Below are 24,330 nucleotides of genomic sequence, written 5' to 3'. Positions count from 1 at the left end.
TTTTAATGGTTATCGTTTGCGCTCACCATAATACTATGACGCACGGACGCACCTATGTATGCGCCCGTGCTAACCATAACATGAAAGGTGGGTGTACTGTCTTTCCTTTGCACGGCAGTAGGTGTGTCTCTACAATGACAATATAATGCAATTATTTTTGTGTATAAAAGGAATAACCATATTATTTTATGTGGAGGGATAATATGAGGCTGGCAGATATGCATATTCATACTACTTTTTCGCCCGACGGAAAGTCATCTATGGAAGAGCAGTGTATAAAAGCCATAGAGATTGGGATTCCAATTATTTGTTTTACGGATCATGTAGATTTCAATTCTTCTGAAATAAATGTGGGAAGAATAATTAATAAAGCTTCTACAAATTTTGATGTGTCAGAATATTTCTATGAAGTGAATAGGCTAAGACGTATTTATAACTCCATTCAGATTTTGATTGGGATTGAATTCTCCGAGCCACATCTATTCCCTACTGAATTCGAGGATTACAGTTCTATGCCTTTTGATTATATTCTAGGAAGCATTCATCATTGCTATGGCTCTGTTTTTCCAGGTGCAAAAAACATAGAGGAATCAAAAGCGATTGATGAATACTATAATCTTATGTTAAAATCAATTCAGACCTGCGAGTTCCAGGCGATGGCACATATAGATTTTCCCAGACGTTATTTTGATAATTGGAACGTCAGTGATACTATCATGGATGAAATATTAAATGCTATGATTAAAAAAGACATTATTCTTGAAGTTAATACGTCTTCCATCATGAATGCTTCTGACGAACCGCTGCCTCGATACAGTATCATTGATCGATATGTTCAGCTTGGAGGACGTAGGGTTGTATTAGGATCCGATGCACATATTAGTGTTAAACTTGGAAATGCATTTAGTAGTGTTGTTAGAAAACTACCGAATACTTGCGTTATAGGGTATTTTAAGAACAGGGTGTTTTATGAACTGTAATATAATAAAAGCAGGATAAAAACGCAACGCATTTCTTCCCGAGAGATGCCAGAGCTGGTAGGTAGCCCAGCCGTCTGCACCGCACGGTGTAGGTAAGTAACCTTCCCCTCCGGGTTGTCCGTTCCTGTAAGGATTTATTTCAGGAGGGTTTCGTTATGGACATTGATTCTACAAAGCTGACTGTATTTTTTGAGGCTCCATTCTGGATCGGAGTATTTGAACGTATTGAGAGAAGAAAGCTTTCAGTGTGTAAAGTCGTGTTTGGTGCAGAACCAAAGGACTATGAAGTCTGGGAGTATCTGCTCAAGAATTACAGTCGGCTGCGCTTCAGTCCATCTGTTGAGACAGTTGTAAAGAAAGAGTCTGTGAACCCAAAGCGATTACAACGGCAAATCCGAAAGGAAACAGTTGCCACAGGAATCGGTACAAAGTCACAGCAGGCGTTGCAAATGCAGCGAGAAGAAAACAATCTGGTGCGAAAAGCACTTAGCCGTAAACAACGCGAAGCAGAAAAGCAACGTCAGTTTGAACTGAAACAGCAGAAGCGAAAGGAAAAGCATCGGGGCAGATAATGCCCCTTTGCTTTTATCTGGCAGGGTTTGGGGCAGGCACGCCCCAACAAGAAGCTGTCCTAAAGGGGACAGGAAATTTTCAAGAATTGAAAATTTGTGGCCACGGGACGATTCTTGCTCTCACGAAAACCCATACTTTTTGAAAAACGCTTTCCGCAGCCAAAGGAGGATGCCCCATGAAAAAAGAGATCGAAGCCTTCGTCAACGCAGCCAACGAGCAGGAGTTGGAAGCCGCATGGAATAACCTCTCGGCAGAGGAACAGCGAGTTTTCGATCAGCTCATGGAGGAAGAACCACCCGAAGATGCACTGGCATTTTTCGCACAGCTGTATGATGATGCCCCGAAAGAGCAGACCAGCGAGACTGTGAACATCTCCGAAAATGAAATCTATTTCAAGCGGAAGCCCTTGACCGAAGAGCAGAAGAAACACAGCTCTTATGTGGACGAGAACGGCAACCTCCATGTCAAGAACCTGTCCGCTTTCTGGATTCCAGAACTGACCACCACGGAGAAAGTCGGTCACACCACCTACACCGTGACCGGCAGCTATGAGGGCAAGGAATCCTTTTTGAAGAAACTGGAGCGCATTGTTGCCAAGAACGCCCAGCAAAAATTTGAAGATGAGGGTGCAGACGAATGACAACTGCGTCCAATTCTGCTATACTTGATCCGGTAACCAATCCTGTACTGACAGTTGCTCCACAGAATAAGGAGGACACAACAATGTCTGGAGCAACGAATAAAATCACCGCACTTTACTGCCGACTGTCGCAAGAGGACGCACGGCTCGGCGAAAGCCTGTCCATTGAGAACCAGAAGGTCATCCTTCTGGAATACGCCAAAAAGAACCACTTCCCGAACCCGGTGTTCTTTGTGGATGATGGCTACTCCGGCACGAACTATGACCGTCCCGGCTTTCAGAGTATGCTGGTCGAAATCGAAGCAGGGCGTGTAGGAATCGTTATCACGAAGGATTTGTCCCGACTGGGGCGCAATTCTGCCTTGACTGGTCTGTACACCAACTTCACCTTTCCCCAGTATGGCGTTCGCTACATCGCCATTAACGACAACTACGACACCATTGACCCGAACAGCGTAAACAACGATTTTGCGGGCATTAAGAACTGGTTCAACGAGTTTTACGCCCGCGATACCAGCCGCAAGATTCGGGCCGTTCAGAAGGCCAAGGGAGAGCGTGGAGTACCGCTGACGGTTAATGTTCCGTACGGCTATGTAAAAGACCCGGAGAACCCGAAGCATTGGCTTGTTGACCCGGAAGCGGCTGCGATTGTGAAGCGCATCTTCTCCATGTGCATGGAGGGACGTGGGCCGACCCAAATTGCGAACCAACTGTGGGCAGATAAAGTTCTGACTCCTACCGCCTACAAGTTGAGCCATGGCCGGAGCACAAACGCACCTGCCCCGGAAGACCCTTATCGCTGGGATAAAAGAGCAGTAAGTTTGATTCTGGAACGCCGGGAGTACACTGGCTGCACAGTCAACTTCAAGACCTATACTAACTCTATCTGGGATAAAAAGAGACATCTGAATCCTGTGGAAAATCAGGCTATCTTCCCGGATACACATGAGCGCATTATTGACGATGATGTGTTTGAAAAGGTTCAGGAGATTCGCAGCCAGCGTCACCGTATGACCCGAACAGGCAAGAGCAGCATTTTCTCCGGTATGGTCTACTGCGCTGACTGCGGTTCCAAGATGCAATATGGTTCGTCCAATAACAGGGACTTCAGTCAAGACTTCTTTGATTGCTCTCTGCACAAGAAGAACGGGAGCAAGTGCAAGGGACATTTCATCCGGGTAAAGGTTCTGGAAGGACGTGTGCTGAGTCATGTTCAGCGGGTGACGGACTACATTCTCCGTCATGAAAACTACTTCCGCAAGGTCATGGAGGAGCAGCTTCGTGTGGAAAGCAGCGAAAAGCTGACCGTCCTGAAGAAGCAGCTTGCCCGGAATGAGAAGCGGATTGTAGACCTCAAACGGCTGTTCATGAAAATCTACGAGGACAACGCCAGTGGAAAGCTGAGCGATGACCGCTTCGACATGATGAGCCAGAGCTACGATGCCGAACAGAAGCAGCTGGAAGAGGAATCCCTCTCTATCCAACAGGAAATCGAAGTACAGGAACAGCAAATCGAGAATATTGAAAAATTCGTCCAGAAAGCGCACAAGTACGTTCATATTGAAGAACTCACTCCCTATGCTCTCCGTGAACTGGTGTCGGCTATCTATGTGGATGCCCCGGATAAGTCCAGCGGAAAGCGGGTGCAGCACATCCATATCAAGTACGATGGGCTGGGGTACATCCCTCTGGATGAACTGGAAGCAAAAGAAAAAGCGTGACCGAAGTCACGCCAAATCTTCCCCATTTAGGGAACTTTTGCAAATACTGTTTTATGGGAACTCTGCTCTGGGGAACTCCCTGTTGTACATATCGCTATCGTCTGTGGTCTTTGGCAGGGTGCGTCCTATTCAGGGGCGCACCCTGTTTTTTGTTTTGCCCTTAATCTTCTAGCCCATGGCTTCCAGCCACATTCTTCAAATATTTCTCCGGGTCACCGTTCAGAATCAAATCCGCATAGCCCAACGGATCGTTGTAGATGAGATAATCCAGTTCTGACCTCTGCGCCATGGTCACGTCCAGCGCATCCTCGACCTCGGTGCAGTCGATGAAAATTTTTCTTCCATCCCGGAGCAGCAGCTCCACACAGCCGGTATCCATGTTGAAATGGCAAGCTCTTGCATCGTACTTCATGTTTGTGTCCTTTCTGCCTTACGGCACCTTTACAGTTGTGACTTTCGTTACACGTTTTTTCTGATAAGGTTTTGGACACACAGCCATCGGGAAGGAGCCTTCATTTTGCTTTCCGAAGAAAACAAAAAATCCGAACCCTTCTCCTATCGAGAGAAGGTTCGGATTTTCATTGTTTGGTGCGATGGAAGGGACTCGAACCCCCGGCCTACTGATTCGTAGCGCACGCCGGGCGATTCACTCAATTTTTGGAAGTTACGTTTCATCGTCATTTCCAAGCGATACATCGCAGGTTTTGAGCTTCGAGTTTCTGCACCCTTTGTCCGATTTTGCAACGATTTGCACCCTTTGCACGTTTTGAAACCGTGCAAAAACCGTGCAGAAACCGTGCACTTACTCCCGGACAAACTAAAAACCACTTCATCCGACAACGACTTGACGGCATTGGTTCGAGTGACCGCACACCAAAAATCAAGTCTTGGAGGATACTATTATGACAAAATTGCTTTCCTGCCGCTACAATATGGACACCAACCGGGTGGAAGCCCGGTTCGCAGACGGCTCTACCGTTGCCATCGACTGCATCGCCGTGGAGGACGAGTACGGCAACACCCCGGCACAGCGGGCAGAGCTGGACTGGCTGCTGTGGAACAAACCCTTGGAGTATGCACAGATGGTGCTGAGAGGGAAGATGGAGCATTATCTGTCGCTGGGGTGTGACCACGGCAGGCTGGAAGATTGAGCCTTAGAAAACGCGCGGCAAAATCGCTAATCGCGCGGCGCGCGTTTCTCAGCGTAAATTCAGCGCAAACCATGCCAAGTCAGCGTATTTTCAGCGTAAATCCCGGAAAGTCAGCGTAAATTCAGCGCAAATCAAACTTTCAGCGTAAAAGTCAGCGTAAATTTTCACTTCACGCTTTTGTACTTCGTTCCTCGGCCTACGCCATCAGGCTGCAAGATGCCGTCCTTGCACATCTGGTGCAGGATATAATAGGTTTGATTCTTGTTAAACCCACACAGCTCTTGTGCTTTCTGATTCGTAATCCACGGCTTATGCTTCAGATATTCAAGAATCCGATCCTTTGCCTGAATCTGGCTGACCGTCTTGTCCTGCACATAGGCCACATCGGTTTTCACCGTTTCGTAGACCTTGAGGGACAGCATATAGGTCTTGCCGTTGAGTTCCAGAAGCCCCTCGTCCCGGAGACTGTTCAGAACCTTGTGGGCATTGTCATCGGTTTCCTGAATCGTCTTTGCCGCCTGTTTCAGGGTGATTTTCTGGTGCTCCCGCAGATAGTGCAGAATCATCAGCTCCGACAGCGTGAACATCTTGGACCGCTTATCCTGCGTCTCTGCGATGAAACGCACGAAGTTCTGGTTTTCCATTGTGCTGCGAAGGGTCAGCCGGACGGAGTTGGGCGTGCTGGCGTACTCCGGGTAGGGCTTGCCCTCAGTGAGCATACTCTGGAACATGATGTCCACGCCCTGCCCGGAACGCTGCACATACTTCAGGTGCTGAAGGGTCATGGCAATCAGCTTGTTCCGGGGAATGGATTGGTGGGTGATGATGTTGCTTTCGTTGATGTCCCCCGGAAAGCCGCCGGGGTTCTCAATCACGATCTTTGTGGGGTAGTGCTTGACGTAGACCGGTGCCATATCCTCATAGGAGCGGTGCGCCAGTGCATTCAGCAACGCCTCCTGAAAAACCGCTTCGGAGAAATCGTACACCTCCAGCCGGAACAGCCCCACCTGCACATTAGTCAGGCGGTTATAGGTGCGGATGCGCTCGGTCAGCTTATCCAGAATCGAGATCACCGGCTCCTGCATATCCATGCGGTTGTCGTATTCCGTCTGCGCCTCGTCGCTGTAATGGAGGTAGATCACCTCTGCCTGCGGCAGCAACCGGGCAATGGAAGCCGCCTTGCCCACAAACAACAGCCCTGCCACCGTTACACGCACTTCGTCCTTGTCCATGCGGATCAGGTTCAGGTTGTCCAGAAAGGTGGTATCTGCCAAATCCGGCAGGGCAGAGCCTGCATCCCGAATCCGCAGTTTCTCTTTCAGGCGGTACACTTCCAGCAGGTCAATGTCGCTTTCGGTTGCGCCCTCCACGATCTTTGCCGAAAAGTCCGGGTTATCGGCAGGGGAGTACACATCGTTTGCCGGGTAGTCGGGCTTTGTCACGTTCCCCAGCCGTCTGTAATAGATGCCGCCGGTGGTGGCAACATGAGAATTGGATTTCTCCACCGATACCACCAGCACCACACCGTCGGAGGTTTCCACCGGCTCGATTTCGGTAAACAGGCTGGGCCGGGTCATATCGTAGATGGCTTCCATCAGTGCCTGCGGGTCGCTCTTGGGGCAGCCCGTAATGGTGCCGTCATCTTCCACGCCAAACAGCAGAACGCCGCCCTTTGTGTTTGCCAGCGCAACCGCACTTTTTACCGCAAGCTCTTTCCGCTGCCGGTAGTCCTTGCACTTCACCCACGACTTAAACTCCTGCCGGGTGCTTTCCCCGGCAGCAATCATTTTGCGGAGTGCTTGTTCGGTCATGGTTGGGACCTCCTTCCCTTGCTCATCTATTGGAATGAATAGTTGCTTGTATGTAGCTTAAAATATGAAATCCTTCTGTTATTCATCATCTTTTGAAAAGTTTATTAAAGTCGATTCCATAGCCGATGCTCTGTAATTCTTGTAAAACCTCAGTTTTCCAACTTTCCGAATCCGTGTAAACAACCCCTTGTAAATCGGACGGAAGTTCTATACCGTTATCTACTAACATTATAACTCTCTCCCGCCCCAGTTTTCCCATAAAATAACCCGCTTCATACACGACATTCTGTCGTGCGCGCTGCTTCTCTACGGCTTCACTTTTTTCTTTTCCAATATCATCACCAGTAAACAGACAAATTGCAGCACCTACATCGCTGTTTTCTTCAAACTTCTCGATGATTGTCTTGCCCTTATTAGCCTGTTCACTCAAGATAATTGCTTCAAGCCCTTGTTTTTCAAGAAGTCTTGCCACTTTTTCTTTAAGTGCTTCATCATGCCCATGAACAACAAATACTTTATTATTTTGATAGCTCGAATCCGTATGTACATCTTCCGACAGTTTCTCGTCTTTTTCTGACATTTCTTCTTTAATTTCTATCAGATAGTCTTTGAAAACGTCTTTTGTCTTTTTCAATCCGTTGCTACAAGTACTTATGCGGATATAATCTGCACCGGGCACATACATAGTTGGTGAAAACAACGTATTGGAAAAATCTGTCACCTCGTAGGTGGTCGGCCCAAAATGATTTACCAAAAATCTTTCAGCTCTCGAATGCCACGATTCAAATTCAGGGGATTCAGCCATAACACGTTTTTCAATCAATGTATCAATTTCATTATAAATCGCTTCTAACTTTTGATAATCGGTCATTTGGGGTTCCTCCTGATTCTTTATCCAAAATCTATTTTTCCTGCCATCATCATATCATAGTGCTTGGCGAAAAATCCAGTACCCTATTTCAACGAAAATGGTACTGGATTTTTCACTGTTCAATGTGATATAATTGAAGATTACTTTTTAATTCGGATGGCCGATCATTCTTGTCCATTACCTCCTGTGCTGCCCATTCACCTCACTCCATCACTCTAATCGTACTCTCAATAAACGCAATCTCATCTTCCGTCAGCTCGTACTTCTTGTACAGCTTTTCGTCCGTCCATTCTTCCGTAAAATCCTGATCGGGCACAAAGACAAAGTTTGCCCTTGCAATGTGCATGGAAGAGTAGGTCAAGCGCAGCATGAAGCGAGTAAACTTACACATCAGATACTGCTTGTAGTTTTTGATTTCTGCTTCGGTATCGAATGCACCCAGAACCAGATAGGAGAAGGTGTTCACCTCACCCGGAACCTCAATCCGGGGTGTTGTGATGGCCTTATAGCCCTTGGACGGGTCAATGCCAACCTCACCATTGCAGGGAACCAGAATGGAGATCGTTGCCTTGTACTTGTCGATCAGCTCCGCATTTTTCTTGACATCGCTTCTCTTAATATAGCCGGTGCCTTGGCTGTGAATAAGGGAAATGCAACCATCAAAGGGTTCTTTCTCACCACGAGCCGCAGAGGGGAAGCCAAAGGCATCAATAGGCTGCACCCGATCGGTCAGGAAGTGTTCCGAACGGCTCAGAACCTTATGGATGATGGACAGCGATTCATTCGACCGAATGAAGATTTCCCCAAATTCATTGAGGTTGCGCCGCATGGTATGGCGTTCCAGACCGCTGACGTTTGTAACCTCGCAGACTTCCTCCTTATCCCGATCCCACAGGAAATAGCAAATGCCGCCTGCAATATCCACGGTACTGAAGCAGTCTTTGGAGTTTACAAAATCCGTCAGCCTGATCAGATGCGGATCGTTCAGCATCTCATTGCGGAAATCGTTCAGTCCGATGCCGCCAGCATACCAGCGTGCCGGCATAATCATGGAGATATAGTGGGGCTGCATGGTTTTTGCCTGATCCACAAACAGGTTATAAACCGGGCGTGCCTGCTTTGCCGCAACATTGGCTGCGCTGCCGCCGCCTGTATCCTCCTGATACGGCGGATTGCCCACAATTGCATCAAATTTCATGGGCTGTCCCTCCTTTCCCCATGTATCGGTTCGCTGCAGCTTCTTTGCCAGACGCTGCGGGTCTTTTTCCATCCGTTCCAGCAGGTGCGGAATGTAGGTGGTGTTGACCGTCCAATCCTGATAGCCCACCAGAGTTCGCCGGGTGATGCTTTCTGCCATCCGGGTCTTGCACAGAACAAAAATCTGCTGCTCCACGGTCTCCTGCCAGAGAGCCTGTGTCTGCTCCAGCGGCAACTTGTCCTCCGGGCCGGGCAGCTTCATGGCGTACAGGCTGTATGCCATATACAAGGGATACAAGCCGGATTTGGAGTTCATTTCCAGAATCCGTGCCTCCGGGTTGAGGAAGATGTCCTCAGTGACCTGCCCCTGATCCACCAGACGAGGCTCCTCCAGAACCTCCTGCGAATCGAACTGCTCGTTGAGGAAGCAGTAACCGCCCACCATGTTGCTCAGATGAAGGTTCACCACCCGCCACGGGGTCAGAACGGTTTCCTTGTCGGGGTTGCGGAAGTGGCTGAAGATCTCGGCAATGCGCTTCACACGCTCGGTGGGCGGCAGCTCGTCCGCAGCCTTTGCCATGCGGCGGATGCGCAGACCCGCCCCGCTGACCACATCCTCGTCGTAGTATTTCAGCAGCTTGCGGAATAGGGGCTTGTCCACGGTTTTGGGCATGAACTCCTGCCAGGATTCCTCATCCACCAGCGTGATGAAGTCTGCCATCTTGATGCTCTCGGTCAGGTCCACCTTGGCACCGTAAATCAGCAGGGGCAGGCGGATGGACACATTCCGCAGCAGCCGGATGACCTTCTCCCGTTCCTTTTTCTGCTCTTGCAGTTTCTTGAGCAGGTCATCGTCCTCTTTGGTGCGCTCCCGCTTGGGCTTATTGGAAATCTTGTCTGCCTTTTCGTATTCCTCGCCCGTCAGCCCCTGATGGTTGATGTGGACTTTGGTTTCCTTTTTGGCGGCTTTCTGCTCGCTGAGCTTGTCCGACAGGGTATGGAACAGCTGCACATCGTCCTCGTCCATGACGATGCCGGTGTCCTGTTTGTAGACCGATTCATCGTCAAAGCCGCTCTTGATGGCTCTATCCACCGTCAGACGCTTGATCTGCCGCATCATTCTGGAGACGCTGTATGCAGTCATCTGGGTGCCGTCCACCGCAATCACCGGGCAGAAGTTCAAAAACTCGCCCAGTGCCGCCCGGTTCTGCTCCTCGTTGGTCCGACCCCGCTTAGTAATGCGGTTGACCTCAGAAATCACGTTCAGGGCACGGTCCGGGGCAAAATCAAAGACGTAGCAGCGTTCCTTCTGTTTGCCGTCCAGCACCCCTGCCGACTGCACCCGGAAGATGGTCTGCATATAGCCGGACGCAGCCGTGCTTGCCGACCCGGTTAGCATCATCACAGCCGTCCACTCCGGCACCGTCACGCCGGTAGTCAGCTTGCCGCAGGAAATGGTAATGGTGTAGCGGTTCGCCTTGATGACCTGCTTTACCAGTGTCAGGGCGTTGTCGTAGGGCATTTCGGCATCGCCGTCGCCTGCAACGTTAGCGATTTTATAGGCTCCAAACACAGGGTGGTCTTTCAGCAGCCTGCTCAGGGCACTGGCTTCTTTCACGCCCGGAACCATCCAGAGGGTATGCCGGAACATCTCCCGGTACTCCGGCGTGGAGTAGGGGTAGTTGCTCTCCGGGTTCTCCGAAGAAATCAGGTCCAGAAAGCTGCGCACGTCGGCCTCGTGGACAAAATCACCCACCTGTGCGCCAGCCGGCAGAGGCCGGAAATCCCGTGCAGGGTCTCCCGTCCACACCCGGAAAAACTCGGTAAAGTTGAACGCCATCTCCAAGGTCTCGTAGCGGTAGGAGGTAGGCAGACTTTTCCCAAGGTCGAAGGTCAGGATGCGAAGTTCCGGCAGATCTGCATAGGGGTTATGGTCGCCGGGGTGCAGGGTGTCCCACTCCCGCTTGCGCTTTTGCTCCATGACGTAGTCCCATGTGTAGACGTTGTTCTCGTACTTCTGCATCAGGTTGTACGGTGTGCCGGACAGCTGCAGAACCTTGGGAGCCTTGCCGTTCTTTTCCGCTTCCAGCAGAGACTGCACCTTCTGCCCTCGCTGGGTCTGGGTGCCCTCGTGGGCTTCATCGTAAATCACGAGATCCCAATCCATATCGAAAACAGCGTTATTCTTGTCAAACTTGCCGTCTGCCCGCTGAGAGCCGCGCAGGTCCTGCATGGAGGCAAAGTAAACAAACGCCTTGCCGGAATTCTGGTAGGCTGTCAGGTTTGCATCGTTGCGTGCATCCATTGCCGCATCGTAAACGGACGAATCCGTATCGAAACGGTCTTTTTTCAGGAAAGCACGGTTGTCTCCTTCGCCAAAAATCAGGTCAAAATCGTTGCGCCAGCCATCTTCCACCACTGGGCGGTGAGTGACCACAATCACCTTCTGGTAGCCTGCTTTTTTGATGAGCGCATAGGCCGTGACCGTTTTGCCGAAACGCATCTTGCAGTTCCAGAGCATCGAGTTTTCCTTGCGGAACACCCGCAGCGTCTGATTGACGCAGTCCATCTGCTCATCCCGCAGGGTAATGGCTCTCTTTTTGGGCGCAGCAGGGACAGTCTGCGGCAGAAAGCTGATCTGCCCCTCACTCTTTTCGGCAGCGGTCAGAGCCGTACGGCCCTCTTTTACCGCCTGAATCGCACGAATGGCAACGGACAGCGGCACCTCAAACCATTCGCTGTCCTGATTGGAATTGGAAAACTTCCGGGCCGAAAAGCCAGAATTGTACAGCACGTTATGGACATCGTCATCATCAAACAATTCCGTATCGGTCGTACCATCCGGGAAGGTGACGGTTCTGCGTGCCAGCTCGGTATATTGCAGGTCGTATTCAACCATCGCCGTCTTGGTATACTGGTCGATGCGGTCACGGGCAGCACAATTCAGCTCCGCACAGTTGGGCGGAAGCTGTTTGTAGCTGTTCACGCTGTCAAAATTTGTCTTTCCGATCTTCCAGTAGCCCTCGTGCTGGGCATCGTGAATCGTAAAGATGTAAATCAACCGATACGACATGGTTGGCTTATACGCTGCCATTTGCACTTCCTCCCCTCACCATCGAAAGGAACGTCATTGTCTGATTGGAACGCCAGTCTTTTATGATGCTGTAAATCCCGTTGTGCGCCCGGATATTTCCGCTTTTGCATCCGGGGCAGAGGTCAATTTGTTCCTCACTGCCGAACCAGCTGATAATTTCAATTTTGTTTTCCTTACAGCTGCCCGGAACCACATACTTTGTGCCGTCCATCTGCCAGAGGTTCCACGCAATGATGTTGGCGATCACCTTCATCTGCCGCAGGTGGGGAAGTTTGCCAAAGCGTTCCCGGTAAACCTCCACGAAGGTCACAAACAGGTTTTCCCGTGCCAGCAGCAGGCTGTCGCCCTGATACTCAAAGCCGTACACGCTTTGGAACGCCCGCTTCGTCCATGTGGACCATTCTTCTTCGGTGTCCGTGTTTTCGCTGATAACACGCAGCTTGCGGTCCAGCAGGCCAATTCGCTGGGAAATGGGAATGGTTTCGCCCGTTACGGTGTCGTAGCGGCTTACCAGATAGGGAGCCTCGCCGCAGGAGATTTCCAGCCGCTGTGCATCCACATATTTCTGCCATGTGTGCTGACGGTCGTCCGGGAAGGCGATTTTGTCAGCCGTTGCTTTCCACGACATCTCCTTCTGGATGTTGAAAACATCCTTTCTGCCAAACCACTGCTCATCTACCAGATTGTTCTGTGCGTTGCAGATCCAACTGGGGGTAAATACCTCTGCTTTGTCACGGGTGCGGTTGGTCTGGTGCTCCAGTGCTTTTTCCACTCTGGGCTGAATCAGGCTGTCCTGTTCGCCTGTAACCAGTTCCGGCAGGATTTCTTTTTTGAAGCTGTACTGTTCGCCCAGTTCAGCGTAATCATCGGTTGCCCAGATGATGTTTTTCTTGGTGGTTTTGTCCTGAAGCAAAATCTTAAGGAGGGTGCGTTCATGGTCCAAAAGTTCCTGCTCCAACAGGTCAATTCCTGCAATGCTGAACATCCGCTGCCCTCCCTTCCATTTATTGATGGTACTATAATAACACACCTTTCGGGGTTTGTGAATGTGTACCATCCACCGTTTTCATCAGGACACCCCATTTTCCAGTGCCCTGCCGGGAAGAATCCAAAGAGCGGCGGAACGCTCGTTGGCACACGACTTTGCTTGCAAAGTCTAGTGTGTTACACCTTGGTTCCGGCTGATGCGGAAAAGGGGCTGCGAGCGGCTCCGGCAAGCACCTGTTCTGCGGCAGAAGGATGCGCGGATGGGCGTGGCAGTTGACGGTCTCTGCCCACCCAGCGCAGGCTTTCAGAGGAACCAATGGTGTACGTTCTCCCGTCCTGCCGCAGCAGCGTTTTTCCCCTATAAGCCGCAGGGCAAATAATCAACGTCTGTGCTTGCCCCGGTTTCCCGCTAGTGTCCCCGGTTTCAGCATTGCCGTTTTATAAAGGATCTTCTTTATCAGCTTTCTTTCATCCTCTGTCAGCTTATCGTAGTTGATTCCGATTGCCTTCAATGCTGTTCGGATCTTCTTTTCATCCGCAGACCCTTCATGTTTCTGTGCATCCTCCAGTTCCTTCATCAGGTTATCGATCATTGCACCATCCGAAGTGGTCTTGTCCTTGCGGTGTTCCGTCTTGATGTTCTTCAGGATGGCCACCAACTCATCGTACAAGACCCGGCCAAAGTACTCATCTTCATCGATCTGCCCCAGCTTCAAGGTGCTCATGTACAAATCGTTTTCATCTGCTGCATACTTCTTTTTCAGCATTTGCCGGGTCGCTTCCAGACCAGCATTGAGGTTTTGAATGTTTGCGCTGACATATCCATCCACATAGATTTCCAGATCGGTCATGAACCGCTGGAAATTCTCATGCACGATCAGCTCACACAGCAGCCGATGATTGAATTTTCCATTCCTTAATACGTCCACTGCGCCATCGCTCAGATGCAAGTCCGAAAGGACTGCATCTGGGCGTTTTTTGTTTTCCGTCACACCCAGCAGGTAGTCGGTGGTCACGCCATAGAACTCAGCCAGCGTTGTCACTGCATAAATACTGAGGTCGGTCACATCGTCACTCTCGTATTTCGACAATGCCGATTTGGACAGACCCGTCTGCTCTGCCAGAGCTTCTAGCTTCAGATTCCGCTCCACACGCAGGTCTTTGAGCCGTTCTCCCAGTGTCAGCTTGATGTTCATGGTCGCACCTCCGATGTTTTTTGCACAGTATACCACTTCCGGCGGTTCCTGTCCATAAACTTGGAATTTTGCAATTTCTGCACCTGTTTTCCGACATTATGGATATACGGCACAGCGGCCATTGCGGTGCTATCCTATAGACAGAAAGAAAACATATAACTCCCCCGCAGCGAACATATTAAGGGCTTCCCGCGAAAGCCCTCTGAAATATCTTTCATAACAGGACCTTGAGAACAGAATGACCGTCCGAACCGCCAAGACCTCCCATCGGGGGAGCGAGCGCCCTGCATGGGGCCGACACAGAGTCCAAAAAGATTTCCTGTCGGGAGGCAGCAAGGGAGACCGGCTTTGAACGTGGCAGGGATCAAAATGATCCGTGCCAAAACCTTTGACCAAAGGAGAGATTTTGAGCTTATATCAAAAGATCAAGTCCGCCATCACCGTTCGGCAGGTGGGAGAAATGTACGGCATGGAGCCAGACCGCCATGGCATGGTGTGCTGTCCGTTCCACTCCGACAACCACCCCAGTATGATGCTGAACGAATCCTACTATTACTGTTTCGCTTGCGGGGCCAATGGAGATGCCATCGACCTCACCGCCAAGCTGTTCGACCTGAACCCCCGGCAAGCCGCCGAGAAGCTGATAAATGACTTCGCGTTTGCGAAGCAATGCAGTCCCCAGTGGGGACTGCAAGTGACAGAGCGGTCTTGCGTCAGCAAGATGGAGGGGCCCCGCCCCGACAAGCTCTGGCTTGACCCGGACAAGCCGCCCGCCAACGCCATCGCCCTGCCGCCCAATTCCAAGACTTCCAATCGTTGTATGCACTACACATTAAAATCATTACAACAAAGGCTTCAAAGTAGTATAAAGTACACTTCCTTGAAGCCTTTGTTATATCATTTATCAATCAGAATATTTGCGATATCATATCATGCGCCGTATTATCCCCGCCTCTATGGTCACTTCCAGTTTTACTAAGTGTTCCAATATAGCGGTCGTCATCCATAAAAATCAATTTTATATGTTTTCCATCGTCAATAACTGTGAAGCCTATCTCTTGCAACTCTTTTTTTATCGCCGGCGTCATCCTTGTATATCCATGCAGGCACTTCTTCAGAGCGCTTCTTTTTTCATCAATTCCATTTTGATTTTCATCGTTCTCTTCGATGACAGATTTTAATATATCATACCTTCGAGACGGTCTTCTCGACCGCTCTTTTTCTTTTTCAATAATTTCAATCAAAAGCGACCGTTGCTCATTAGGATATAAATCACGCTCCGTTCCATAAGATAGAATCGGGATTCCATCTATCGATTCAAGTTGATATCCCTGATATTCTAACTGATTTTCCAGTTTCCTCACTGAATCCAAAGCCGATTCCAGTTGCCCCTTTAGTTCACCAATCTGATCCTGCTTTTGTTTCAATAGTTCTTCATACATCGCTTCAAGCTCTTTATATTCCGCAGAGGCTGCTTCCCCCTTTCGAACCACGTTTTTTAATTGCATTTGTAGTTTATTAGATTGCAACTGCGTTAATGAATACCGACTATCAATATGTAACTGTGCCATATGTTCAATCACAGTATTCACGATACTATAAACTTTTTTTGAATGGCTTCCTTGGAGCTGCCTAGGCAAGATTCTCCTTTTCCCGTTTGGATAAAATATCTCAATTGCTCCTGCATACGGATTTTTTCCATCCGTTAAACTTTTCAAAGAAAATGACAACTCCCTTGTCGTTTCATATAAAACGTGAGCCACGCCATTCAACTTTTCAGCCAGCATATACGGATTAACGACACAGTGGCCTTCATATTCACAAGAAATATAAACTATTGGCAAACTATATATTTGTTTTCTTAAGATTATATCTGCCACCCAAGATGCGTCTTCTGTATGCAGCAGGTGCGGCTTGTCTGTGATATCCAAATTCTCATCTTTTCTGGCAAAATCTGCAGCAATAACATCTTGCACTAGAACCGGAAGGCTAAACTCACGTCGTATATGCGCCACATCTGGCAAGGCTTCTCTATATAACTGAAACGCCAGAATCTTGTTCTCGGTGTCTAAAATAAAATCTGCTGTCCATTGTGCCAACCGACCATCCACCGAACACAATCGAACCGCACAAATCACTCCGTCTTCAAAAAGCACAACTTGAAATGTTGCACCATTAGAACTCTTTCGTAATATCTCACTTTGTCCATCCCATGTAAAAAATGGAAATCCATAGTTTCTACTCTTTGTTACCCAGTTAATTGCCAGCGCTACAAATGCTTCCTTTGTGCAAACCTCTTTGACAGGAATTTTTGATGAACACAGTAACATAGCGATTCCTTTCTTTTGTCATTAGCCTGTTTATGTCGTGAAATTCGATTCAAAGTTCTTTTAGTCATTGTAACACAATTATTTTCTATTTGTCTACACAATTCCTGTCCCTTTTCTACTTTCTCGTGTTTTCGAAGGAACGTGATCTATGAAAGCCCAATACGGCATTTTAAGATTCAAAAAGTACAAGGGGCCTGCTATCAGCCCCATCGAAGCCCACAACGAGCGCACTAAGGAGCAGTACGCCAGCAACCCGGATATCGACACGAACCGGAGCCGCTACAACCTCCATCTGGTGCAGCCGCAGGGCAGGTACCGGGAAGAAGCCGACCGCATGATAGCTGCCGCCCACTGCCGTGTCCGCAAGGACAGCGTGCGGGTGGTAGAGGCTCTTGTCACCGCCAGCCCGGAGTTTTTCAAGGATAAGACTAACCGGGAGATCAGGGCGTACTTTGCGTACGCCCTGAAATTTTTGGAGGGCAGACAGTGCCCGGATACCTTTCTCTCTGCTGTTGTCCACATGGACGAGAAAACACCCCACCTGCATCTCTGCTTTGTGCCACTGACCGCAGACGGACGGCTGAGTGCCAAGGACCTCATCGGCAACCGCAAGAACCTTGTGAAGTGGCAGGACGAGTTCTGGCAGCACATGGTCAAGCAGTACCCGGAGTTGGAACGGGGCGAAAGCTCCAGCCAGACCGGGCGGGAGCATATCCCGCCCCGCATCTTCAAAGAGATGACCCAACTGACCAAGCAGAAGGAGCAGTTGGATGCCCTGCTGGTGGGTATCAATCCCTTCAACGGCAAGAGCCGAGCGGCGGAGATCAGCAAGGTGCTTGACAGCTATATCCCCAACGTAGCACGGATGAAGGACCAGCTGCGAAAGTACAACGTGGCCTTCACCAAGACCGCCGCCGAAAACGAAAAGCTGAAAGAGAAGAACAAGACGCTCTCTGCCTCGCTGGACAAAGCGACGGAAGGGAGCGTCTTGAAGCGTCTGGAGGATGCCAAGCTGCGGCAGGACTATGAAGCCGCCCTGAAAACGCTGGACAGCATCCCGCCGGAGGTCATTCGATTCTACGAGAACCGCACGCAGGAGCCTGTGGTGCGCCACGATAAGTAAGGAGAAAAGCCTATGTGTAATGAAATGTACGAGAATGTGAAATCTTTAGATTATACGAAAAAATCCTTGCAGTCGGACTCTGATCCGGCTACAATGGAGGTGGTCACTCGAACCAATGCCGTCAAGTCTCCGACCAACAGCCCTGAGACCACAAAGCTGGTGTACACGGTAAAGGAGGTCGCGCAGATGCTGGCCATCAGCCAGCGTGCCGCCTACAACCTGTGCAACAGCACCACCGAGTTCCGTGTCCTGCGGGCAGGCGGAAGCATCCGCATCCCGAAAGACAGCTTCGATGCGTGGCTCTACCGGGCAGCTTGATAAGGAGGCAAATCTATGGCATATATCACGAAACGCGGCAGTTCTTACAGCGTCCGCTACACCTATCAGGACGAGCACGGCAAGAGCTGCGACAAATGGGAAAGCTTTCCCACCAAAGAGGAGGCGGTGAAACGCCAGAAGCAGATCGAGCATGAGCTGGCGACCGGCAATTTCCTGATCCCGTCCACCGTGACGGTGGCAGAGTTCCTGATGGATTGGCTGCCCAAGCAGTGCAGCAAGCACAAGTGGGCACCGAAAACCTACCAATCCAATCTGGCCCTTATCCAGAACCTCATCATCCCTTATATCGGGGAGATGCAGATGCAGAAGCTGCGGCCCTACCACATCGAAGCCCTGTACGACACCCTGAGCAAGACCCCTTGCGGGCAGTATGTGGGCGGCAAGCGGCGAGACCTCTCGCCCAAGCAGCAGAAGCGCACCCTCTCCGGCACTACCCTCCATGAGGTCCACCAGCTTCTGCACAATTCCTTTCTGCTGGCGGTGGAGTGGGGCATCCTCATCAAAAGGCCCCGTCCCGGTGGAAGCGCCCAAAAAGACCACCCAAGAGCGCAGCATCTGGGAAGTGGACGAGATGCGGGCGGCACTGGACAGCATGGAAGACCCCATCCTGCATCTGGCGGTGCACCTGACGCTGGTGGGTGCGCTGCGGGAAGGGGAGGTGGCAGGTCTGACCCCGGAGGACATCGACTTTGATGCTGCCAACGGCATGGGCACCTTCACCGTCAACCGTTCCATGCAGCGGGTGCAGAAGGACACGCTGGCACAGGTGGACAAGGGCTGCATCCTCCGCATCTTCCCGGACAAGCTGGAGGGCAGCAAGACCTCCCTCATCCTGAAAGACACCAAGACCGAAGCCTCCTGCCGCACCATCTTTATGACCGCTGCCTTGCGGGAGGAACTGAAGCAGTGGCTGGAACGGCTGAAAAGGGAAGAAGCCCTCGACCCGGAGCGGTACCGCAACAGCGGAATGCTGCTGCGGCTCCCCAACGGTCTGGCGGTGGAGCCGGTGCTTATCCGCAAAAAGTTCCTGAAATGGCAGAACGCACACCCGGAGTTTCCGCGCATCGTCTTTCATGGGCTGCGTCACTCCAGTGCCACCTACCAGTTGATGATCTCCGGCGGCGACATCAAGGCGGTGCAGGGGACCACAGGTCACGCCAGTGCGGATATGTTGGTGAACACCTACGCCCATATCCAGCAGTCCTCCCGTGTGGAGCTGGGCAAGAAGTTCGAAAGTGGCTTCTATGCCAAGCCCGACACCTCCAGCCCGCAGGCTGTACCCGCCGCAGGCGAACCCACCATCTCCATGACGGCTCTTTTGGAATTGCTGAAGGATGCCGACCCGGAAATGAAGGCAAAGCTCCGCCTGGCACTGCTCACCTGATGCAAAAAAGGGCACTGATTGCAATGCAATACAGCGCCCTACATAATCGGACATGGAAAACACCGACCGTGCAAAAACCGTGCAGAAACCGTGCAGCCATGGCTTACAAAACAAAAAAGCCATGAAATCTTTCGATTTCACGGCATTTTCTGGTGCGAGTAGTGATACAGAACTTTTCAAAAACCATCGTAGTACAATTTGTTTTTGAGGTCATCGGATAGCAACTTGCTTGTATCGCACCCCGATGGGTAGCTGTGTTTGAAATCCAGTTGCCTTTTATATACCACACAACCTAAAAATTATCAAGTACGCGCAGCGTTCACTTCTCCCATCACCGGGAGCAAATGGACGCTGCTTTTTTTTGTTTGCAACGAAAGGAGGCATCCGTGAAATGGCAGTTTTTCGGGTAGAAAAGAACAGCGGCTACACGGTCATGTCAAACCACCACCTGCGGAACCGGGCCTTGTCCCTGAAAGCCAAAGGCTTACTCTCCCAAATGCTCTCCCTGCCGGAAGATTGGGACTACACCCTGCAAGGGCTGGCCCATATCAACCGGGAAAGCATCGACGCGATACGGCAGGCCATCCGGGAACTGGAACAGGCGGGCTACATCCAGCGTTCCAGAGAACGGGACGAGAAAGGGCGGCTGCGTGGTGCAGACTATGTGATTTTCGAGCTGCCGCAGCCCGTTCCTGCATCGGTTTTACCTACATTGGAAAATCCCACGTTGGAGAATCCCACGCAGGAAAACCCTACGTTGGAAAATCCAATGCAATTAAATAAAGATAAACTAATTACAGAAAAACAAAAGAAAGAGGGATTAAATACCGATTCCATTCCTATCCATTCCCCAAACCCCTTGCCTTTGGACGAGGGCGAGGCAGCGGCACCGCCGCCGGAACGGGCAGGAAGCCGAAAGGAAACGGCCTATCAAATCTACCGGGACCTGATTTTGGAGAACATCGAGTATGACACCCTCACCCAGAATCCCCGGATAGACCGGGAACAGCTGGACGAAATCGTGGACATCCTGCTGGAAACGGTCTGCACTTCCCGCAAGTCCATCCGGGTGGCCGGGGACGATTACCCGGCAGAGTTGGTCAAGGCGAAATTCTTGAAGCTGGACAGCCATCACATCGAGTTCGTCATGGACTGCCTGCGGGACAACACCACCAAAGTCCGCAACATCAAGCAATACCTGCGGGCCATGCTGTTCAACGCCCCCAGCACCATCAACAGCTACTATGCGTCCCTTGTGGCGCACGATATGGCGCAGCCCGATTGGGGCCGCCCGCCCAACACCTGACCGAAAGGAGTACCCATCCATGAGAACACTTTACCTGCGGCGGCTGGTGGTTCCACCCTAGCTGCCGCTCTGAATTTTCTGCAACAAGGAGGGATTCATATTGCAGGAAGAAGTCACCCAGAAAACCATTGCCCTGTCCATGAAAACAGGCAAACTCACCGCCCAAGCGTTGCAAGCTGCCCTAAAAAAATACTTGCAGCACCGGGCCAAGGGGCCAAAGCTGCACCACGGCAAGCAAAGCCTGAAACAGCTGAAAGCCCACGGCGCAGCCCTGACCAACATTGAAGTCACGGAGGCGAATATCGGGGCGTTCAAGCCCTGCGCCAAGAAGTACGGTGTGGACTTCACCCTGCGCAAGGACAAGACCACCCAGCCGCCCCACTACATCGTGATCTTCAAGGCCAAGGATGCGGACAATCTGGAACAGGCGTTCCGGGAGTTCACCGCCAAAACGCTCTCCAAGGAGCAGCGACCCTCCATCCGCAAAGTGCTGGCAGTGGCTAAGCAAAAATCGGCCCAGCAGCCGAAACGCGCCAAAGAAAAAATCAAGCAAAGGGGGCTGGAACGATGAAGCCTGAACTAAAAAAACTGCTGGTGCTGAATCTGCCATATCTGCTGTTCGTGTACCTGTTTGCCAAATGCGGGCAGACGTACCGTCTGGCGGCGGGCGCGGATGCTTCGGCCAAGCTGCTGCACCTAACGAGCGGCATCTCCGCCGCCTTTGCAAACCCGCTGCCCAGCCTGCATCCGTTTGATTTGTGCGTGGGCGTTGTTGGAGCGGTGGCTGTCCGGCTCATTGTGTACAGCAAAGGCAAGAATGCCAAGAAGTACCGCAAGGGCGAAGAATACGGCTCTGCCCGGTGGGGCACCGCCAAGGACATTGCGCCCTATATCGACCCCAAGTTTGAAAACAACATCCTGCTGACCCAGACCGAACGCCTGACCATGACCGGGCGGCCAAAAGACCCCAAGACGGCCCGGAACAAAAATGTGCTGGTGATCGGCGGCTCCGGCAGCGGCAAGACCCGCTTCTATGTGAAGCCCAACCTCATGCAATGTTTCCCCACTTCCGACTATCCCACCTCATTCGTGGTCACAGACCCAAAAGGCACACTGGTTCTCGAAACAGGCCAAATGTTCCAGCGGGCGGGCTACCGGGTGAAAATCCTGAACACGATAAACTTTTCCAAGTCCATGAAGTACAACCCCTTTGTCTATATCCACTCGGAAAAGGACGTGCTGAAGCTGGTGAATACCCTTATCGCCAACACCAAGGGCGAGGGTGAAAAATCAGCAGAAGATTTTTGGGTGAAGTCGGAACGGCTGTTCTACACGGCTCTGATCGGCTACATCTGGTACGAGGCCCCGGCAGAGGAAATGAACTTCACCACCCTGCTGGAAATGATAAATGCCAGTGAAGCCCGCGAGGATGACCCGGACTTTCAAAGCCCGGTGGACCTCATGTTTGAGCGGCTGGAACAGAAAGACCCGGACCACTTCGCTGTCCGGCAGTACAAAAAGTTCTTGCTGTCGGCGGGCAAGACCCGTTCCTCCATCCTGATAAGCTGCGGTGCCCGTTTAGCCCCGTTTGACATCCGGGAAGTGCGTGAACTGATGGAGGACGATGAAATGGAGCTGGACACCATCGGGGATGAAAAGACGGTATTGTTCCTGATTATGAGCGACACGGACACCACCTTCAACTTCATTCTTGCCATGCTTCAAAGCCAGCTTATCAACCTGCTGTGTGACCGTGCGGATGATAAATACGGTGGCCGACTGCCTGTCCATGTACGGCTGATTCTGGACGAGTTCGCCAACATTGGGCAGATTCCCAACTTCGACAAGCTGATCGCCACCATCCGCAGCCGGGAAATCTCGGCATCCATCATTTTGCAGAGCCAGTCGCAGCTAAAAGCCATCTACAAGGATGCGGCCGAAATCATTTCGGACAACTGCGATTCTGTTCTCTTTTTGAGTGGGCGGGGTAAGAATGCCAAAGAGATCTCCGATGCGCTGGGGAAAGAGACCATCGACAGTTTCAACACCAGCGAGAACCGGGGTTCTCAAACCTCACACGGACTGAACTATCAAAAATTAGGAAAGGCGTTGATGTCAGAGGACGAAATCGCAATCATGGACGGCGGCAGGTGCATTTTGCAGCTGCGGGGCGTGAGGCCGTTCTTCTCGGAGAAGTTCGACATTACAAAGCACCCGCACTACAAGTACCTTGCGGACGCGGACAAAAAGAATACCTTTGAGGTGGACAGGTTCTTATCCACCCTGCGCCGGAAACGGCAGCAGGTAGTCGCACAGGACGAAAGTTTTGACCTGTACGAAATCGACCTGTCGGATGAAGATGCAGCCGCCGAATGAGGCGGCATTTTTTGAAAAAATTTTTGAGTGCCGCAGAACAAGCGGCAGAAAGTGAGGACCTTATGGAATTTTTCAACAGCGCAGTCGATACTTTGCAGACCATCGTGGTCGGTCTGGGCGGTGCCCTGTGTGTCTGGGGCGGCATCAACCTGTTGGAGGGCTATGGACAGGATAACCCCGGCAGCAAGAGCCAGGGCGTGAAGCAGCTGGTCGCGGGCGGCGGCGTTGCCCTGATTGGCGTGACCCTTGTCCCGCTGCTGTCCGGGCTGCTGGGCTAAGTCCTGCATCGCTGCCCACAATTTTCCGAACAACTAACACCTAAAATCCTACTCCGCGCTCTCCCGCTTACATGGGAGGGCGCGAGAAAGGAGGTATCTTTGCTTGATTAGTGAGATCATCGAAAAATGGATAAAAGGCATTTTGATAGATGGCATCACGGGCAACCTCTCCGGCCTGTTCGACAACGTGAACGCCAAGGTGGGCGAAATCGCTTCGGACGTTGGTTCTACCCCGCAGGCATGGAACAGCGGCATTTTCAATATGCTGCGCAGTCTGTCCGAAACGGTAGTGCTGCCCATTGCAGCGGCCATCCTTGCCCTTGTGATGTGCCATGAGCTTATCCAGATGATTACCGAAAAGAACAATATGCACGACTTCGACACCTCCATGTTCTTCCGCTGGATTTTCAAGTCTGCTTTTGCCATCCTCATTGTCAGCAACACATGGAACATCGTCATGGGCGTGTTCGATGCCACCCAGAGCGTTGTTAACCAAAGTTCCGGCGTGATCATCGGCGAAACATCCATCCACTTTGACCGCCTGATACCCGGACTGGAATTTCAACTAGAAAGCATGACCATCGGTAGTCTGCTCAGCCTGTGGTTCCAGACCCTTGTGGTGGGCCTGACCATGAACATCCTGTCTATCTGTATTTTCCTTGTGACCTACGGCCGCATGATCGAGATTTATGTTGTGACCGCACTGGGGCCTATCCCGCTGGCGACCATGGGCAGCAGCGAGTGGCGCAGCACCGGGCAGAACTACTTGAAGTCTTTGCTGGCGCTGGGTTTCCAAGCGTTCCTGATTATGATTGTCGTTGGCATCTATGCGGTGCTGATACGCAACATTTCAGGCGCAGCGGACATTGCCGGGGCCATCTGGGGCTGCATGGGCTATACCGTGCTGCTCTGCTTTTGTCTGTTCAAGACCGGCAGCATCAGCAAGTCGGTGTTCGGTGCCCATTGAGAAAGG

Annotated in this window: 23 protein-coding genes; 16 read left to right on the top strand and 7 right to left on the bottom strand. The window is 51.2% G+C overall.

Going from position 1 to position 24,330, the window contains the following annotated elements:
• The first annotated feature begins 203 nt into the window (after positions 1–203).
• The 4 genes from MTP42_RS00465 (at position 204) to MTP42_RS00450 (ending at position 3,914) form a co-directional block, all read left to right on the top strand.
• A complete protein-coding gene (locus tag MTP42_RS00465; protein ID WP_105304861.1) occupies positions 204–980 on the top strand; it encodes a histidinol-phosphatase HisJ family protein in 777 nt (258 codons plus the stop codon).
• Between the two features lie 155 nt (positions 981–1,135).
• On the top strand, positions 1,136–1,552 hold the full coding sequence (locus MTP42_RS00460; protein ID WP_105303067.1) for a YjdF family protein: 417 nt from the start codon (positions 1,136–1,138) through the stop codon (positions 1,550–1,552).
• A gap of 176 nt (positions 1,553–1,728) precedes the next feature.
• Positions 1,729–2,193: a hypothetical protein gene (locus MTP42_RS00455; protein ID WP_158398681.1), complete on the top strand. Its 465-nt coding sequence runs from the start codon at positions 1,729–1,731 to the stop codon at positions 2,191–2,193.
• Positions 2,190–3,914: a recombinase family protein gene (locus MTP42_RS00450; RefSeq protein WP_105303063.1), complete on the top strand. Its 1,725-nt coding sequence runs from the start codon at positions 2,190–2,192 to the stop codon at positions 3,912–3,914. The genes MTP42_RS00455 and MTP42_RS00450 overlap by 4 nt, the downstream gene beginning before the upstream one ends.
• A 160-nt stretch (positions 3,915–4,074) precedes the next feature.
• On the opposite strand, the gene MTP42_RS00445 is transcribed toward MTP42_RS00450, so the two are convergent.
• Positions 4,075–4,326, bottom strand: coding sequence for a DUF6061 family protein (locus MTP42_RS00445; protein WP_249257715.1), 252 nt, complete (start codon positions 4,324–4,326; stop codon positions 4,075–4,077).
• 490 nt (positions 4,327–4,816) lie between these two features.
• Between MTP42_RS00445 and MTP42_RS00440 the strand changes: the two genes are divergently transcribed.
• A complete protein-coding gene (locus MTP42_RS00440) occupies positions 4,817–5,065 on the top strand; it encodes a DUF6061 family protein (RefSeq protein WP_249257714.1) in 249 nt (82 codons plus the stop codon).
• A gap of 164 nt (positions 5,066–5,229) precedes the next feature.
• On the opposite strand, the gene MTP42_RS00435 is transcribed toward MTP42_RS00440, so the two are convergent.
• From MTP42_RS00435 to MTP42_RS00415, 5 genes are all read right to left on the bottom strand, one after another.
• Entirely contained in the window at positions 5,230–6,876 is a 1,647-nt protein-coding gene (locus tag MTP42_RS00435; protein ID WP_249257713.1) for an RNA-binding domain-containing protein, read from the bottom strand.
• Positions 6,877–6,961: 85 nt separating this feature from the next.
• Positions 6,962–7,747, bottom strand: a complete 786-nt coding sequence (locus MTP42_RS00430; protein ID WP_156071345.1) for a TIR domain-containing protein — start codon at positions 7,745–7,747, stop codon at positions 6,962–6,964.
• A gap of 202 nt (positions 7,748–7,949) precedes the next feature.
• The gene (locus MTP42_RS00425; RefSeq protein ID WP_249257712.1) at positions 7,950–12,038 is read right to left on the bottom strand and encodes an Eco57I restriction-modification methylase domain-containing protein; all 4,089 of its coding nucleotides are present in this window, start codon (positions 12,036–12,038) and stop codon (positions 7,950–7,952) included.
• A complete protein-coding gene (locus MTP42_RS00420) occupies positions 12,025–13,023 on the bottom strand; it encodes a restriction endonuclease subunit M (RefSeq protein ID WP_249257711.1) in 999 nt (332 codons plus the stop codon). The genes MTP42_RS00425 and MTP42_RS00420 overlap by 14 nt, the downstream gene beginning before the upstream one ends.
• 382 nt (positions 13,024–13,405) lie before the next feature.
• Positions 13,406–14,221, bottom strand: a complete 816-nt coding sequence (locus tag MTP42_RS00415; protein WP_249257710.1) for a helix-turn-helix domain-containing protein — start codon at positions 14,219–14,221, stop codon at positions 13,406–13,408.
• Between the two features lie 388 nt (positions 14,222–14,609).
• Between MTP42_RS00415 and MTP42_RS00410 the strand changes: the two genes are divergently transcribed.
• A complete protein-coding gene (locus MTP42_RS00410; protein ID WP_249257709.1) occupies positions 14,610–15,200 on the top strand; it encodes a CHC2 zinc finger domain-containing protein in 591 nt (196 codons plus the stop codon).
• On the opposite strand, the gene MTP42_RS00405 is transcribed toward MTP42_RS00410, so the two are convergent.
• On the bottom strand, positions 15,130–16,551 hold the full coding sequence (locus tag MTP42_RS00405; protein ID WP_249257708.1) for a hypothetical protein: 1,422 nt from the start codon (positions 16,549–16,551) through the stop codon (positions 15,130–15,132). The genes MTP42_RS00410 and MTP42_RS00405 overlap by 71 nt on opposite strands.
• A gap of 148 nt (positions 16,552–16,699) precedes the next feature.
• Here MTP42_RS00405 and mobV point away from each other — a divergent pair, with 148 nt between their 5' ends.
• The 10 genes from mobV to MTP42_RS00355 all read left to right on the top strand — a co-directional run bounded on the left by mobV (position 16,700) and on the right by MTP42_RS00355 (position 24,324).
• Entirely contained in the window at positions 16,700–17,674 is a 975-nt protein-coding gene (gene mobV / locus MTP42_RS00400; RefSeq protein WP_249257707.1) for a MobV family relaxase, read from the top strand.
• A 24-nt stretch (positions 17,675–17,698) separates the two neighbouring features.
• Positions 17,699–17,992 carry a helix-turn-helix domain-containing protein gene (locus MTP42_RS00395; protein ID WP_097777000.1) on the top strand — a complete coding sequence of 98 codons (294 nt, stop codon included), beginning with the start codon at positions 17,699–17,701 and terminating at the stop codon, positions 17,990–17,992.
• Between the two features lie 15 nt (positions 17,993–18,007).
• The gene (locus MTP42_RS00390) at positions 18,008–18,706 is read left to right on the top strand and encodes an N-terminal phage integrase SAM-like domain-containing protein (RefSeq protein ID WP_249257706.1); all 699 of its coding nucleotides are present in this window, start codon (positions 18,008–18,010) and stop codon (positions 18,704–18,706) included.
• Positions 18,606–19,397: a site-specific integrase gene (locus tag MTP42_RS00385; protein WP_249258322.1), complete on the top strand. Its 792-nt coding sequence runs from the start codon at positions 18,606–18,608 to the stop codon at positions 19,395–19,397. Before MTP42_RS00390 ends, MTP42_RS00385 begins: the two co-directional genes overlap by 101 nt.
• Positions 19,398–19,449: 52 nt before the next feature.
• Positions 19,450–19,605, top strand: coding sequence for a hypothetical protein (locus MTP42_RS00380; protein ID WP_249257705.1), 156 nt, complete (start codon positions 19,450–19,452; stop codon positions 19,603–19,605).
• Between the two features lie 183 nt (positions 19,606–19,788).
• Positions 19,789–20,703, top strand: a complete 915-nt coding sequence (locus MTP42_RS00375; protein WP_249257704.1) for a DUF6017 domain-containing protein — start codon at positions 19,789–19,791, stop codon at positions 20,701–20,703.
• Positions 20,704–20,803: 100 nt separating this feature from the next.
• The gene (locus MTP42_RS00370) at positions 20,804–21,274 is read left to right on the top strand and encodes a PcfB family protein (RefSeq protein ID WP_156060006.1); all 471 of its coding nucleotides are present in this window, start codon (positions 20,804–20,806) and stop codon (positions 21,272–21,274) included.
• Positions 21,271–23,079 carry a VirD4-like conjugal transfer protein, CD1115 family gene (locus MTP42_RS00365; RefSeq protein WP_249257703.1) on the top strand — a complete coding sequence of 603 codons (1,809 nt, stop codon included), beginning with the start codon at positions 21,271–21,273 and terminating at the stop codon, positions 23,077–23,079. Before MTP42_RS00370 ends, MTP42_RS00365 begins: the two co-directional genes overlap by 4 nt.
• Before the next feature lie 62 nt (positions 23,080–23,141).
• Positions 23,142–23,357, top strand: coding sequence for a Maff2 family mobile element protein (locus tag MTP42_RS00360; protein ID WP_005922889.1), 216 nt, complete (start codon positions 23,142–23,144; stop codon positions 23,355–23,357).
• 103 nt (positions 23,358–23,460) lie between these two features.
• Positions 23,461–24,324 (top strand): VirB6/TrbL-like conjugal transfer protein, CD1112 family, encoded by an 864-nt coding sequence (locus tag MTP42_RS00355; RefSeq protein WP_005927770.1) that lies wholly within the window; start codon positions 23,461–23,463, stop codon positions 24,322–24,324.
• Positions 24,325–24,330: the final 6 nt, after the last annotated feature.

The organism is Faecalibacterium sp. I2-3-92 (assembly GCF_023347315.1).
Lineage (GTDB): Bacteria > Bacillota > Clostridia > Oscillospirales > Ruminococcaceae > Faecalibacterium > Faecalibacterium duncaniae.
This window is presented reverse-complemented; position numbering and strand designations above follow the sequence as displayed.

Coding starts and splice junctions, on each gene's coding strand:
- MTP42_RS00455 (WP_158398681.1), top strand. CDS start 1,729: ATGAAAAAAGAGATCGAAGCCTTCGTCAACGCAGCCAACGAGCAGGAG.
- MTP42_RS00430 (WP_156071345.1), bottom strand. CDS start 7,747: ATGACCGATTATCAAAAGTTAGAAGCGATTTATAATGAAATTGATACA.
- MTP42_RS00445 (WP_249257715.1), bottom strand. CDS start 4,326: ATGAAGTACGATGCAAGAGCTTGCCATTTCAACATGGATACCGGCTGT.
- MTP42_RS00415 (WP_249257710.1), bottom strand. CDS start 14,221: ATGAACATCAAGCTGACACTGGGAGAACGGCTCAAAGACCTGCGTGTG.
- MTP42_RS00375 (WP_249257704.1), top strand. CDS start 19,789: ATGGCAGTTTTTCGGGTAGAAAAGAACAGCGGCTACACGGTCATGTCA.
- MTP42_RS00420 (WP_249257711.1), bottom strand. CDS start 13,023: ATGTTCAGCATTGCAGGAATTGACCTGTTGGAGCAGGAACTTTTGGAC.
- MTP42_RS00405 (WP_249257708.1), bottom strand. CDS start 16,551: ATGTTACTGTGTTCATCAAAAATTCCTGTCAAAGAGGTTTGCACAAAG.
- MTP42_RS00365 (WP_249257703.1), top strand. CDS start 21,271: ATGAAGCCTGAACTAAAAAAACTGCTGGTGCTGAATCTGCCATATCTG.
- mobV (WP_249257707.1), top strand. CDS start 16,700: ATGAAAGCCCAATACGGCATTTTAAGATTCAAAAAGTACAAGGGGCCT.
- MTP42_RS00395 (WP_097777000.1), top strand. CDS start 17,699: ATGTACGAGAATGTGAAATCTTTAGATTATACGAAAAAATCCTTGCAG.
- MTP42_RS00380 (WP_249257705.1), top strand. CDS start 19,450: ATGGAAAACACCGACCGTGCAAAAACCGTGCAGAAACCGTGCAGCCAT.
- MTP42_RS00360 (WP_005922889.1), top strand. CDS start 23,142: ATGGAATTTTTCAACAGCGCAGTCGATACTTTGCAGACCATCGTGGTC.
- MTP42_RS00435 (WP_249257713.1), bottom strand. CDS start 6,876: ATGACCGAACAAGCACTCCGCAAAATGATTGCTGCCGGGGAAAGCACC.
- MTP42_RS00450 (WP_105303063.1), top strand. CDS start 2,190: ATGACAACTGCGTCCAATTCTGCTATACTTGATCCGGTAACCAATCCT.
- MTP42_RS00425 (WP_249257712.1), bottom strand. CDS start 12,038: ATGGCAGCGTATAAGCCAACCATGTCGTATCGGTTGATTTACATCTTT.
- MTP42_RS00465 (WP_105304861.1), top strand. CDS start 204: ATGAGGCTGGCAGATATGCATATTCATACTACTTTTTCGCCCGACGGA.
- MTP42_RS00460 (WP_105303067.1), top strand. CDS start 1,136: ATGGACATTGATTCTACAAAGCTGACTGTATTTTTTGAGGCTCCATTC.
- MTP42_RS00440 (WP_249257714.1), top strand. CDS start 4,817: ATGACAAAATTGCTTTCCTGCCGCTACAATATGGACACCAACCGGGTG.
- MTP42_RS00390 (WP_249257706.1), top strand. CDS start 18,008: ATGGCATATATCACGAAACGCGGCAGTTCTTACAGCGTCCGCTACACC.
- MTP42_RS00385 (WP_249258322.1), top strand. CDS start 18,606: ATGGAAGACCCCATCCTGCATCTGGCGGTGCACCTGACGCTGGTGGGT.